Raw genomic sequence first — 13,040 nt, 5'->3', positions numbered from 1 at the left:
GGAACTCTCAATGACGCCATTCGATATCAACACCAAAGAGTTCCTCTCCCAAACCTTCGACGGACTAAATCTGTCCAGCCAGCAACTCCAGGGTACAGAATTCGACGACTGTACTTTCACTGGATGCGACTTCAGCGAAACAGCCTTTGATAAATGTCGATTTATCGATTGCCAGTTCCAGAAGTGCAATCTCAGCCTTGCTCAGTTTAATTACTGTCGATTCAGTGATGTCTCTTTCAAAGAGTGTAAGCTCGTAGGGATTGACTGGACGAAAGCAGACTGGCCAAACCTGGCTCTTGCCTCCCCTGTCAGTTTTGATCAATGCATACTCAATGACTCCAGTTTCTTTGGCTTACATCTGGCTGAGATTCTTCTGAAAGAATGCAAGATTTATAATGCCGACTTCACCGACGCAGACCTTAACCACGGTGAATTCTGCTATTCAGATTTTACCGGAAGCACTTTTACCCGAACCAATTTGGAAAGCTCAGATTTCACTGAAGCCACCGAATATGACATTGATATCAACAACAATCGAGTTCAGGGTGCGAAATTCACACGTTATGAAGCAGCAAGACTATTGAGTTACCTTGGCATTGAACTGGTTGACTAGTACAGCTGAGCATTGTTATCCGCTCCGGTCGCGCTGAGCCTGTCGAAGTGCATCAACACCATCCTTCAACAGGCTCAGGATGAACGGGGATTGCAATTAACACTTGGCTGCACTAGTGCCCCTTCATTCAGACAGTTATATAAAAAATTGTCTTAATTCCTTAGATAGCCTATAACTAAATGATCCCAGAAGTTTTGAACCGGGGGCGATCTGGATTCGACGACGGTATCGAAACCTTAGGTGCATGCCGAGGACGTAGTGGTTCTCGTTAATCAAAACACTACAAACCTTATAGTTGCCAACTTGGTAGCTCTTGGAGACGCTCCTAACGAACTCTTCGAAGAAGAGTTTGCTTTTGCAGCTTAATCGTAGCTAAACCCTACGAGTTTCCCAGTCTGTCCGGCTCGTCTACTGGCCGGTTTTCGGACTGTCATCGTAAGTAGACTCGCGAGGCCCAGTATGCCTGTGACTGGCCAGCTAAAACTTAACAGGATCGCTTGATAGAACCCCGACCGCTGGGTCGTTATTGAGTTAAATTTAAAGGCGGATCTAAGCATGTAGAGCCGAAGGCTAAGAATCGGCGGACGCGGGTTCAATTCCCGCCGCCTCCACCAATACTAAGCCCTGTAGATCATTGATTTACAGGGCTTTTTTAATGCCTGTAAGAAACCAGTATCCAAGGGTGTCGGAAAAGTGTCGGTGAAATGTCGGTGCAGAATATTCATTAAATTCTAATATCCGCATTTTGTCGTGTAAGACTGGTTAAAGGGTTTAGCAGGGCTGCTTCCTTGAAGTGATCAGGGTCGAACTTGGCGTATTTCATGGTCATCTTCAGATCAGAATGTCCGAGAATACGCTGCAAGACCAAAATATTCCCCTTGTTCATCATAAAGTGGCTGGCGAAGGTATGCCTGAGTACATGGCTTCTCTGGCCTCTAGGAAGCTCTATACCCGACGCTTTCAATGCCCGCCCAAAGGCTGACATGGAAGGAGAAAAGCCACCATGAATGGCGAAATGCTCCCTCACTTCCCTGTAAAGCTCTTCCGGTATGGGAACATTTCGAGTTTTCTTTCCTTTAGTTCGGGTGAACTCCACACGGTTATTATGGAAATGCTTGGCTTTCCTGCTCTCAATCTCTCCCCAGCGTGCACCAGTTGCCAGGCAAAGCTTGGTCATCAGCAAAACATGGGGATTAGTTGAAGTCGCCTTGATCTGCTTCAGAAGCAGCTCAACCTCTTTCAGAGTAAGGAACGATAGTTCTCTTTCTTCGAGCTTGATCTTCTTGGCTTTTTTGAGCGGATTAGGGTAGTTGATCTCACCAATATCAATCAGATAGTTGTAGACCGTTGTCAGGTAACCAAGATGCTTGTTCAGGGTGTTATCCGATATGGTACGCCCTTGGTACTGCTCCTCCCTCTTGATCTTCTTATACTTGTTGAAGTGGGCGATAGTCAGCTTGCGAGCCTCAATATTGCCCATCTGTTGAGCCATGCTGTTCAGCATCCTTTTTAATCGAACATGATCACTCAGTTCACAACCCGTTCCCTCATACCAGAGGTTGATAATATCGCTTAATGTGCGGTGATCATCATCGTCTGGTCTTTCCTCCTGTTCTTCTATTTCTTTTTTGAGCTGCTGGTAAAATTCCATGCACTCGGTTTTTGTTTTGCAGGTTTTTCTAAATCTTCTATTTCTGCTTATTTCAACATCTAGCTTCCATTTCCCTGTTTTATTATTTTTCGTAATTTTCATTAAATAACCTTTGTCTTTTATTTTAGTTATCCCTTATTCAATAGCGTTTTTTTGGGTTTTGAATTGAGTATTTCCTTTACTTCATCTTCATCATAATGTTCTAGTTCTTTTAAGAAATTCTTCTCCTCTCTTGTAAAAGTTATTTCCGCTTCGCCAGTAATAATGTAATTCAGAATAAAAGGATATTGGTCTGAAATAGCTTCAAGAATTTCACTGGTTGGCCTTTGTTTTCCATATTCAATATTTGCAATTATGTGTGCATTAATTCCCAATGCTTCAGCCCATTGCTTGCGAGTTAGGTCAAGCAAGCGCCTTACAAGCTCCATTCTTCCTGCGATGGTCAAACCATTTTTATCTTTTTTGTCCATTTTTTAACCAAACACTCTCTATATTCGTGCGTAAATACAGGGGCTACAGGCATCCAACTGTTTACTCGAACATAGCCCAAAAGATAGCTTTTACAGAATAATAGAGAAGATAAATACTGTAACGATAAGAAGAGTCTGCCAAGAGCCTGATTGCTCTGCTCCAGAGTTTTGGGTGAGGGTTGGAGAAGATGAAGGCGAAGACGAAGGCGAAGACGAAGGCGAAGACGAAGGCGAAGACGAAGGGGAAGACGAAGGGGAAGACGAAGGGGAAGATGGCTGTATACCAAACTGGTAATCAATCATTCCATTCTCATCAACGGCAACTATTCCAAGCCCGCGTATGGGATACCGGGTATACCCTCCAAGAACGATTTGACTGGAATCACTTGCCGGTGGTAAGACAATGGAAGAAAAAGCAACTAACTTATCTATGGGCTTCTGACCATTCTCACCGAACTGGCCATCCAGTTCACCAGAGGGGAGCAGCCTTAATAATAAAGCATCACCCCATTGCTGGCTCAGAATATAAAATTTGTTACCTACTTCAAATTCAATGACTTCTATATCTTCTGCAAAATTCCAAACATTGTTGTAATCATGAAAGAAAAACCCGTTACTCCCGAAATCGCGGAAAGCTGTGGTGTTTTCATATAGTTTTGCAACCATGATATCGTTGCCGGGTTTCTCTGCTTTGGTGTCTTTACCAACATAGCCTGTGATAACCAATGATAATCCCTGTTCATCCTTGATCGCATGGATAACATTAATACTTAGTGACTTGATGCCGGTCGATTTGTCAACCTTGATAAATCGATTGCCAAATGTACCATCAAAGGTGCCGTTAAGGTGACAGCGGGAGATAAACCCCCGCAGTGCTCCTGCGTATATGTATTTTTCACCTTCTTCATTCTCTACCAGTGTAAGACCGGAGATAGTTGATTTGCTGTAGAACCAGGTAGATGGTTGGGGCACTGCTCCCTTAGATACTACATATGCCAGACCATCGGGGCTTAGTAATAGTATACGGAGGGCATCGTACTTGCCCTTTCCAGCAACGGCTATGCGTTGATCTTCAGGGGCGTTAGTATTTGATGGAATTAAAATCATAGCTCTTGCTGATTCACATCCATCCTCAGGTTGAGTTTTAAAGTAACCGTTGTTGCCAAAATCGGTATCGAAAGTTCCGTTCAGAAAGTGACGAGTTACCATAAATTGCCCATCAAGTTCTCCTGCGGCATATATCCTTTGATCGCTCTCTCCTATTGAGGCTACTAACAAAGCGTACACAGGGCTGCGCCTTTTGAAAGGAGAATGCTGTCGTCCATGATGCCCGAACTGTTCATCAAATGTTCCGTTGGTATGCAGTCGCATCATAACGAAATGAGCACTTCCGAAGGTATAACCAGCAACAAGCAGTCTCTGGGTATCGTCAGGCATCTGGAGTTTTTCCATTGCTCTCGTTACGAGATAAGCTGGTAGTGAATAGGTGGGTGGCTCGTTGCTTAAAACTGAAGAGCTGAAAAGAAATAAAGTTACGAAAAAGGAATAAGAAACTTTGAGAACTGCGATGCTATGCAAGAGCTTCCGGTCGAAACGGTTTTTACTCAGGCAGTTTTTAACCCGTGTTGAGTCAATTTTTATGAGACTTGAAATACTCATTCTAGCCGTCTCGAATATTTAGTTATCCCATTCTAGATCGTTTTGACGTCAGCCATTGAAAATATCTGGATGCTCCGCTCACTCATTACTCAATATGACATAAAGCACAGGCACCACAATCAACGTAAGAATCGTCGAGGCGACCAGTCCGCCAATAATTGCCCAGCCCATAGGTACCCACATAACGGAACCGGACAATGTTAACGGCAACAGCCCGCCAATAATTATATAAATAGATATATAAATAGAGAAAAAGTATAAATAGAGAGAAAAAGTATAAATAAATATAAATAGGACACCCAAAAATTAAATTTGACCATCAGGCCAATTCATCTACCTTTATGTCGGCAACAACACATTCCGAAAAAACGCCGGAGCCATAATGACCGCAGCCCGCAAAAACCTCATTGACCCAGCCAGTACGCCTTACTACCACTGTATGGCACGCTGTGTCCGTCGAGCGTTTCTGTGCGGTAAAGACGACTTTTCCGGCAAAAATTATGAACATCGCCGACAGTGGGTTATTGACCGTTTGAAAGAACTGTCAGAAGTGTTTGCCATTGAAATCTGTGCTTATGCGGTCATGTCGAATCATTATCATGTGGTGCTGCATATTAACCGTAAGCAGTGCGAACAGTGGGGAGATCGGGAGGTTCTTGAACGCTGGACAAGGCTATTCTCCGGCCATCTACTGGTACAGCGGTTTCTTGCCAACGATAAGCTGGGGAAAGCAGAGTTACAGCGAGTGGAAGCGTTTGCTGAAGAATACCGCCGTCGTCTTCTCGACATCAGCTGGTTTATGCGCTGTCTGAATGAGTATCTTGCGAGGGAGGCCAACAAAGAAGACGGTTGCAAAGGTCGCTTCTGGGAAGGCCGTTACAAAAGCCAGGCATTGCTGGATGAAGCGGCATTACTGACCTGTATGGCGTATGTAGACCTGAACCCCGTCAGGGCAAAAATGGCAAGAACGCCTGAAACTTCAGACTACACCTCGGTAAAAGAGCGAGCAATTCAAGCCCGTGGCAATGCCGCCACAAAGCAGGTTCCCCGTCTCAAATCGCTTCGCTCACAAGGACAAAAACCGGATCAGGCGATTCCTTTTGCCCTGAGCAGCTACCTTGAGCTGGTAGACTGGTCGGGTCGCATAGTCCGGCAGGATAAGAAAGGCCGCATTCCGGCAGATATTCCGCCGATTCTCGAAAGGCTGAAGATTGACCCTGATGAGTGGTTGAAAGCCATGTGCTGGAATAACCGATTTCGAAGGGCGGTGGGTAAGCTGGCCTCCTTGAAAGCCTATGCAGAAAAGACTGGAAGACAGTGGGTGCATGGAGTGAGCGGTAGCCAAAGCCTGTATCTGCAATAGAGTGTTATCACTTTTCATTTTTCTGACATTTTGAAGCTTCTGTCATGATTGCCAGAAGGGTTCTGCCTGCGGTGTTTTCCATAACGTGCGTTCTATGGCTGAAAACTGATTGAGTTTGCAACAATCAGAGAGTTCAGCATGATCAAAGCTTGTGCTTTTTGTCTTTAAGGTACTTCCGTTTTAGTCAATATATGGATGTCCTCTGTACGAAAAAATCATCCATGGTTTCCAAAAGAAAGCACGTGCTTTTCATCAAAATCAGTACTTAAAAGCCAAGAATTCAGGCTCTGAAACTCAAGAAGAAAGGAAAGCTCGTTTAGCTGATCGACAAACTGAACTGACTCATCTCAAGCATGAAGCAATAGCCGCTAAGAATCGAATCAGTGTACAGGCAAGATTAGACAAATATAGAGCAACCAAACTTAGCCAGTCTGAATTACTGAAAGAAAAGCATCATCCTACCGATGTGCTGGAACAGCACTTGAGAGCACATGGAAAACCAAAGCCTAGCCCAAAGCACACAGCTCACCACATAGTTCCAGGGAAAGGTAAAACGCAGTTTGCAGCCGATGCTCGTATTGAGATGCACCTACATGGCATTCGGATAAATGATCCCTATAATGGAGTCTGGATGCTCCGTAAGAAGGAATACAAGCCGCACTGGAGTATGCCAAACTCTCATGCACATCTAGAAATACACACTCATAACTATGAAAAGTGGGTATTTAATCGGTTAGTGTTAGCTGATGACAGAAGGGAGGCTGAGATGGCTCTCAACCTTATAGGTAAGCTTCTTCAAGATGGTAATCAACCACCAGAAGTAACAATGCCTCCTAACGACTCTTGGAATGCATGATGTCAAATGTATATGCTGTACGGAACGATGGATTTAAGTTCCAGGAATTTTGCCTACCAATAACAGATTTGATAGATGCAGCACCTGAGCCCGTCAGTACCCAAGACGTGATGAAGTTTCACTCGAATAACCTTCCTATGTCTTCGTGGTGGAAACCACTTCGAGTCCAGTTTAGGGCTGCTGAAGGTTTCTCAAACGCTTCTATCCCCGATATCTGTCTATGGAGGGGCTTTACGCTAGTTCTCTCCTCTGACGCTCACAAAATTTTGTCTAGCAAGCTTGAGCCCTTTGGAGAATTTCTTCCTGTTCATTATGGTTCTCAGGAGTACTATATTTTTAACTGTCTTACACTTGGACTGGCAGACGAAATTAACAGCCAGCAAGACATTCAAGACGGTGTTTTCATGGGAGTAAAGAAGCTTGCTTTCAATGAAATTGATATCGCTGAAAAGCTCATTTTCAAGACTGAATATAATCGGTGTTCTAGTCTCTTTAGTCTTGCCTCTCTGAAGATCCTCATTGAAAAAGAACAGTTCAAGGGCATCGTTTTCAATGATGACCTAGTTTCAGAGTTTTGAACTGTCAAACCCACCTTGTATACAATTGAAGTAAAGGGGAAGACCCCTTTACTTCGACTTGAGTGGTAACTGCCGCTCAAGGCTCTCACCTTTAAGCTCAGCCTCTAGCATATGTTTGATGACAACCAGTTCATCCACTTCGTCGTTGTAGGTTTCCCTGATGACTTTAGTGGTGTACTGAGACAGGTTGGCTATCTCGCTTCTCTTTAGTTCCAACTGATTCTTTATCAGATGGATCAGGGTGCAAAGCATAGAGTTTGTCATTGAATTTTTCATAACGGCTTACCTCTTGATGAATGTAACTTGTACAGGAACGGGCAGAATCTGCGTCCACAGCTCTGTTGACGCTGAAGAGTCTGGTTGTTCAGAATTACATTCGTTCAGAGGGAGGTAAGCCTGAAAGCTACTCAATGACAACTGCTCTGCTTCGTGAGATACGGGATAAGATCAGTACCAAGAGAGATATCGCTCATTTAGCACTCATAGGCGCAATGCGGATAGCCTGAGTCTTGATCATTTTTTGACAATCACCTGTCGTATACAGACTGAAAGGGGTGTCGAAGAAAACTGCATACAGCCGCAAACAGCTGCTATCAATGGCACATTTATTCCCATGCAACTTGTTGATATACCTACAACTTATTGATTTTAAATAATAAAAATCCCATAACCATAGAATTCAATTCCCGCCGCCTCCACCAAAACAAAACCTCATATCGCAAGATATGGGGTTTTTTATTGGTCGAATGGGAATGTCTAAAAGAGTACCACGCACATTAATCACACTTATTGGCAAACCAAGAAGCAGAACCTCTGTCCAGAACTTTCCCCACCTTCATCTATCCGTAAGGATTAAAAAATCTGTGGCTTTTATCCTTCACCAGAACGGTATCAAACTCAGAATCTTTCGTAAGAGCCAGTAACGGCAGGATACTGCTCTTCAGATCTCTACGACCTGCCTTTCTGAGACTCTTGCTGCCTTTGCCAAGACAACTACGATAAAATCCTGCCAACTACTTTATAGGCATGTGCTGTTATGGGCTTTTCTTCACTGGGTCTTCTTCCCTCTCTTATTCATGCATTGAATGAACACGGCTATGAACAGCCCACTCCTATTCAGCAGGCAGCTATTCCTGCTGTGTTGGCAGGAAAAGACGTTATGGCTGGCGCTCAAACCGGTACCGGGAAAACAGCGGCCTTTGCCCTGCCTGTTTTACAACAACTGATGAACAGCACAAACCCTGACTCAGAAACATCTCCGGTTAAAGCCGTTAAGGCTCTTGTACTCACTCCCACCAGAGAGCTGGCTCAACAAGTGCACCGTAGCTTTGAAACCTACCGGGGAGATTCCTCTTTAACGACAGCTCTTGCTTATGGTGGGGTCAGCCTGAACCCTCAGCTCAAGGCATTGCAGTCTGGCGCAGACATTCTTGTAGCCACACCCGGGCGTTTACTGGACTTAATGCAGAAAAAGGCCGTTGATCTCTCGACACTTCAGCATCTCATTTTTGATGAAGCCGATCGAATGCTGGATATGGGGTTCATCACTGACATTCAGCGCATCATGAAAAAAATCCCGTCTGATCGCCAAACCTTATTATTTTCAGCCACCTTCAATGATGAAGTGTTCAGCCTCAGCAAAACACTGTTGAAACAGCCCGAACTTATTGAGGTGGACGCCCGCAACACGGCTGCCACTAGTGTCGAGCAAATGGTGTATGTGGTTGACGAAGATCGAAAGCGAGAGCTTCTCTCGTATATGATTGGCTCAAAAAACTGGCATCAGGTACTCATATTTGTCCGGACCAAACAAGGTGCTGATGCTCTGGCAAAAGAGATGAAGAAAGACGGTATTGAAGCCGTTGCCATTCATGGCGATAAGTCACAGGGAGCCAGAGAGCGAGGGCTGGCTGAATTCAAGGAAGGCAAGATCCGCGCTTTAATCGCCACGGATGTTGCTTCCCGGGGCCTGGACATTCAACAACTGCAATACGTTGTTAACTATGAGCTGCCTTATATTGCCGAAGACTACATTCATCGTATCGGACGCACCGGCCGGGCAGGCAGTCATGGTCTGGCTATATCCATGATCAGTCTTGGCGAAGAGTATTTACTGGAAGAGATAGAGGCTATTCTGGATAATCGTCTGCCTCAGTCTTGGTACCCCGGCTATGAACCCGACCTGACCAAACCGATACCCAGTAATAAAAAGAACTCACGCACGGCCCAGAAACAACGGGCAAAAGATCGAGCTTTTGGCAAGAAGACCGGTAACCGCCGCCGACGCCCTTCCTGATATCTGACAAAAAATATCTGAATCGCCCCTGAAAAACTGATCATGCATGCGCTAAAAACCGATACCGCTCCCAGGGGCTCCTAACGACGCTGACTTCGGTCAGCTCGCTTTGCAGGTTAATCGTAGCTAAAGGCGGATCTAAGCATGGAGAGCCGAAGGCTAAGAGTCGGCAGACACGGGGTCACAAATCGTCTGGAACATTCTTCAAATAAAACATTAATCTCAAACCCGGAAGTCTCTAGACAGTTTTTTCCAGTGCTCTTTTAGTTTGATTTTGTGCTCTTCAAGCATGGGTAACTCCTGCAGTTTTTCGGGCCATAGAGTTCTTGCTTTATCCAGAACATCATCAAGATGAGGTTTAATGACTCTCCAGGGTATATCTGCTTTTTTGGACCATAATTGGAAATGCTCATAAGAGACTTCATACCAGTTTTTGGTTTTCCCTAAATTGAGAGCAAACTGTTTTTCATCCTCTATATAAACGCTGGTCGTAAGAATGTCGTACGCTGGTGAGAGCCTGGGAGTTACCTGATCGGAGTAAAGCAGACTCCAGTTTTTCAAATGTGCATCACCATTTGCCAGAAGAATGTTCACCAGCAGGCGTCGAGCTAATTGCTGAATGTCGTGTATACCATCGCCAGAGTATTGATAAAGGATCTTCCCTATTTGCTCATAGTTACCGAATCGGTATTTCTCATGGGGATACTTCACTAATACCTGAGCAAAGTCTTCCATATGGACTCTGGTGCCGTCGTGACGATCAAACCGCCTGATTGCAAATGCTACTTTTTCATCTGGCAAGTTAACTTGTGGCAGGTTATCAAGTCTGTCCAGCTCCACCAGCTTTATATCAGGTATATCAACACCCACTATCGAGGCCAGAGACATAGCTGTAAATTCATTCAGCGGGACATATTGATGCATGGTTGACGGAGTTTTGATTATCCAGTCACCCAGAGCCCCCCCTCTGGATAAGTTATAACGCCCTTCCTTCTCTTTCATGGAAAACTTCATCTGCACACCTGCCAGAGAGAATTTATTTTCCCGGACAGAGCTCTCTATCTTTACAGCTTTAGCCTTTTCATGACTCGATAAAATATTTTCGGGCACCTCTTCAGGATCAACGGGTTGAACAATTAATGCGCCCGGCAGGTCCTCCCCCAGGTACGATAGAACTTGAAACTCATTATCTATATGAACCTTCAGCCCCTGAGCAATCAATTCCCTTAATGCGCCCTCCGGTAAAAGATTGGACAGAACAGGATGCAGACGATGACTTCTTGTCCAAGACTCGTTTAACAGAATATCTGAACGGGGAAAGTCTGGATGTGTCGTTAAAGTGAAGGTGGGACGGCTCCTATCTTCCTTAAACTCATCAACAAAACTTAAGGCATTTCTTCCGCTACGATGACTGGTGAGATAGCCTATAAGCCTGCCATGCAACAAAAGCTTAAGTACGCCAACCTCATCGACCTGATGAATACTCAACCGTTGTCCTCCAGCAGTCCTTTCCATGGGTCATCAGACAAAGCTTTGCTGGCCGTATTTTCAGACTCAGACGTTTTCTCCCGATCAATATCCTTGCTCTCAAGCAAAGCTCTGACCTGATCCAGCTTATCTTTAGGTACCAGAACAATTTCACTGTTCAAACCTTTGGCAATAAGATCGAGCGTGTCGAGCCTGGGGTTTCCTTTCGACTCAATAAATTGATACTGCTGCCGGGATACCCCTACCCGCAACATCATATCGCTTTGCTTCAGGCCGAGAGCTAAACGTCGCTTTTTGAACTGCTGGAGTAATGATCTCATAAATGTAAACGTATAAGTTTCTTTTTCATATAATGAAACATATTAGTTGCTTTATTGAAAGAAAGCAATTTATAAGTTGCTTTACAGTAATAACTGACCTGTCTCAACAACAAAGCAACATATATATTGCTTTTTAAAAATCCACAGATGAAACAATCGAAATAACTCTCACTCCATCAAAGCCCGAGCCCCAATGGGCGCAATCTTCCCACCCTGAACACCAATCACTATCTTCTTAACCGCTTTTTTAGCCTGACCAAAGTGACTCTTCACCGATACAGACATTTTTCCTTTATCAATCTGACGATTTAATTCTTCGCTGCTGATCATGCCCAAATTAACCAGATAGAGTACTTCCAGGACACATAGCTGGTTTCTATCACAGAGGTCTCTGTAGAAGTCGAAGATTCTATCTCCCTGTATTCGAAAGGTATTCAGGTAGATTAACGGGGAGATTCTTGGCAACAGGTTGAAGCCGTCAAACTGCTCATAGCAGGCCAACAGGTCTTCCAGCAAACCGGTGACCTCGTCACTTTCATCCCCCTCTCCCGATAATTTGTAGATGGCATTTTCCAAGGTATCTCCGAGGGAGAAATAGCTCTTCTCTTTTTCTGCACCAGCAGGCTGCTCATAGTGGGTAATATAGGTTAACCCCATCAAGTTGAGCAGTTTCAGCTCTGCCGCACTGAACTTCTCTGTGCTTAATGGCCCAGAGGTATACTTGGCATACCGCTCCATAAGCTCTTCACTGATACCTTTCATTCCCTGATAGATATGTTGATACATGGTTTGCTGGTATTCATGAGGCTCCAGCTCTCTGCATTCATGCGCCTGGGCTGGGTTTAGCAACACCATCAGCAACCAGCAACCCCCTGCTATGATCGAATATTTATACATCTTTTAGCCTTCTTGCTTTTAAATTCTGAAACGAAGTATAGAAAGCGCAAAATTAGAAGGTGCTAACGTACAAATTAGCAGACCTCATAAGCCCCATATTGCCCATAGATCTTGTATATACAAACGAGCATCGTTGCTGTAAAAACATCAATTGTCGTTTAAAACATTTTTCTGAAGTCATTGATTCGTTTTAAAAGCGGTCAAAAGTGCAGGAAGCATAGAAGTGAAGAAAAAAGTACTGGTACTGCTTTACCCTGGCTGTATTGAATTCGAAATCAAAGCAGCACTGGAACTTCTTGCCAATCAATGTGAAATCTATGCAGTAGCCCCTGAAAAAGGCACTCTGCATGGCTCTTCTGGCTTGCTGTATCAGATCAACATGAGCTTTGAAGAGGCTCTTAAAGAAAATTTCGATTGCCTGCTGGTACCTGGAGGGGATCCCGGCTCAGTTGTTGAAAATCAGGCTCTCAGTCAACTTCTCAAGAATGCCAGCCAATCTGGGAGCATTATTGGAGCCGTCTGCGCAGGGCCATTGCTATTGGCTATAGCTGGTATTCTGAAAGGTCGAAAGCAGACCAATGCGGCATTTTATCCCGCTGAGATGGCTCATGTCTGGGATGAGTCACAACTTGTTCGTGAGCAGGTCGTGATTGATCAGAATATTGTCACGGCTTTGCCAGAAGCCCATATCGACTTCGCCGCTGAAACTGGGTGGTTGATGGGAGTTTTCGAGGATAAAAACCAGAAAACCCAATGGCAACAGTATTACAAAGGCATTCACCAAAGAGATTGGTCATTGTCAGGCCCGGTAAGCGACTGAAATACGAATAAAAGAATAAGTACGAACAC

14 protein-coding genes and 1 other RNA gene are annotated in these 13,040 nt (G+C 44.5%); 7 read left to right on the top strand and 8 right to left on the bottom strand.

Annotated features, from left to right (window positions below; translation table 11 throughout):
- Window positions 1–10 precede the first annotated feature (10 nt).
- Both GZ78_RS18250 and ssrA read left to right on the top strand, forming a co-directional pair.
- Entirely contained in the window at window positions 11–613 is a 603-nt protein-coding gene (locus GZ78_RS18250) for a pentapeptide repeat-containing protein (protein ID WP_034839183.1), read from the top strand.
- A gap of 201 nt (window positions 614–814) precedes the next feature.
- Window positions 815–1,227, top strand: a transfer-messenger RNA (tmRNA) gene (gene ssrA / locus GZ78_RS28450).
- A 110-nt stretch (window positions 1,228–1,337) separates the two neighbouring features.
- Here ssrA and GZ78_RS18245 read toward each other — a convergent pair.
- The 4 genes from GZ78_RS18245 to GZ78_RS30695 all read right to left on the bottom strand — a co-directional run bounded on the left by GZ78_RS18245 (window position 1,338) and on the right by GZ78_RS30695 (window position 4,696).
- Window positions 1,338–2,366, bottom strand: a complete 1,029-nt coding sequence (locus GZ78_RS18245) for a phage integrase (RefSeq protein ID WP_051786326.1) — start codon at window positions 2,364–2,366, stop codon at window positions 1,338–1,340.
- 26 nt (window positions 2,367–2,392) lie between these two features.
- Window positions 2,393–2,734, bottom strand: coding sequence for a helix-turn-helix domain-containing protein (locus tag GZ78_RS18240; protein WP_034839180.1), 342 nt, complete (start codon window positions 2,732–2,734; stop codon window positions 2,393–2,395).
- A gap of 90 nt (window positions 2,735–2,824) precedes the next feature.
- Window positions 2,825–4,393 (bottom strand): hypothetical protein, encoded by a 1,569-nt coding sequence (locus GZ78_RS27675; RefSeq protein ID WP_081869930.1) that lies wholly within the window; start codon window positions 4,391–4,393, stop codon window positions 2,825–2,827.
- A 78-nt stretch (window positions 4,394–4,471) separates the two neighbouring features.
- The gene (locus GZ78_RS30695) at window positions 4,472–4,696 is read right to left on the bottom strand and encodes an efflux RND transporter permease subunit (RefSeq protein WP_081869929.1); all 225 of its coding nucleotides are present in this window, start codon (window positions 4,694–4,696) and stop codon (window positions 4,472–4,474) included.
- A gap of 79 nt (window positions 4,697–4,775) precedes the next feature.
- Between GZ78_RS30695 and GZ78_RS18235 the strand changes: the two genes are divergently transcribed.
- The 3 genes from GZ78_RS18235 to GZ78_RS27670 all read left to right on the top strand — a co-directional run bounded on the left by GZ78_RS18235 (window position 4,776) and on the right by GZ78_RS27670 (window position 7,190).
- Entirely contained in the window at window positions 4,776–5,756 is a 981-nt protein-coding gene (locus GZ78_RS18235; protein ID WP_034839177.1) for a transposase, read from the top strand.
- A gap of 466 nt (window positions 5,757–6,222) precedes the next feature.
- The gene (locus GZ78_RS31035) at window positions 6,223–6,612 is read left to right on the top strand and encodes an AHH domain-containing protein (RefSeq protein WP_051786324.1); all 390 of its coding nucleotides are present in this window, start codon (window positions 6,223–6,225) and stop codon (window positions 6,610–6,612) included.
- Window positions 6,609–7,190: a hypothetical protein gene (locus GZ78_RS27670; protein WP_051786323.1), complete on the top strand. Its 582-nt coding sequence runs from the start codon at window positions 6,609–6,611 to the stop codon at window positions 7,188–7,190. The genes GZ78_RS31035 and GZ78_RS27670 overlap by 4 nt, the downstream gene beginning before the upstream one ends.
- A 48-nt stretch (window positions 7,191–7,238) precedes the next feature.
- Here GZ78_RS27670 and GZ78_RS18220 read toward each other — a convergent pair whose 3' ends face one another.
- Window positions 7,239–7,466 (bottom strand): hypothetical protein, encoded by a 228-nt coding sequence (locus tag GZ78_RS18220; RefSeq protein WP_236631616.1) that lies wholly within the window; start codon window positions 7,464–7,466, stop codon window positions 7,239–7,241.
- Between the two features lie 760 nt (window positions 7,467–8,226).
- Here GZ78_RS18220 and GZ78_RS18215 point away from each other — a divergent pair.
- On the top strand, window positions 8,227–9,486 hold the full coding sequence (locus GZ78_RS18215) for a DEAD/DEAH box helicase (protein ID WP_034839172.1): 1,260 nt from the start codon (window positions 8,227–8,229) through the stop codon (window positions 9,484–9,486).
- Window positions 9,487–9,708: 222 nt separating this feature from the next.
- On the opposite strand, the gene GZ78_RS18210 is transcribed toward GZ78_RS18215, so the two are convergent.
- The 3 genes from GZ78_RS18210 to GZ78_RS18200 all read right to left on the bottom strand — a co-directional run bounded on the left by GZ78_RS18210 (window position 9,709) and on the right by GZ78_RS18200 (window position 12,191).
- Window positions 9,709–10,974 carry a type II toxin-antitoxin system HipA family toxin gene (locus GZ78_RS18210; RefSeq protein WP_034839170.1) on the bottom strand — a complete coding sequence of 422 codons (1,266 nt, stop codon included), beginning with the start codon at window positions 10,972–10,974 and terminating at the stop codon, window positions 9,709–9,711.
- Window positions 10,971–11,294: a helix-turn-helix transcriptional regulator gene (locus GZ78_RS18205; protein ID WP_034839167.1), complete on the bottom strand. Its 324-nt coding sequence runs from the start codon at window positions 11,292–11,294 to the stop codon at window positions 10,971–10,973. Before GZ78_RS18205 ends, GZ78_RS18210 begins: the two co-directional genes overlap by 4 nt.
- Before the next feature lie 168 nt (window positions 11,295–11,462).
- On the bottom strand, window positions 11,463–12,191 hold the full coding sequence (locus GZ78_RS18200) for a hypothetical protein (protein ID WP_034839165.1): 729 nt from the start codon (window positions 12,189–12,191) through the stop codon (window positions 11,463–11,465).
- Between the two features lie 223 nt (window positions 12,192–12,414).
- Between GZ78_RS18200 and GZ78_RS18195 the strand changes: the two genes are divergently transcribed.
- A complete protein-coding gene (locus GZ78_RS18195) occupies window positions 12,415–13,011 on the top strand; it encodes a DJ-1/PfpI family protein (RefSeq protein WP_034839163.1) in 597 nt (198 codons plus the stop codon).
- Window positions 13,012–13,040: the final 29 nt, after the last annotated feature.

Origin of the sequence: Endozoicomonas numazuensis (assembly GCF_000722635.1) — a bacterium.
GTDB classification, from domain to species: domain Bacteria; phylum Pseudomonadota; class Gammaproteobacteria; order Pseudomonadales; family Endozoicomonadaceae; genus Endozoicomonas_A; species Endozoicomonas_A numazuensis.
Note: the sequence above shows the minus strand (reverse complement) of the source record. Positions and strands in the feature narration are given on the sequence as shown.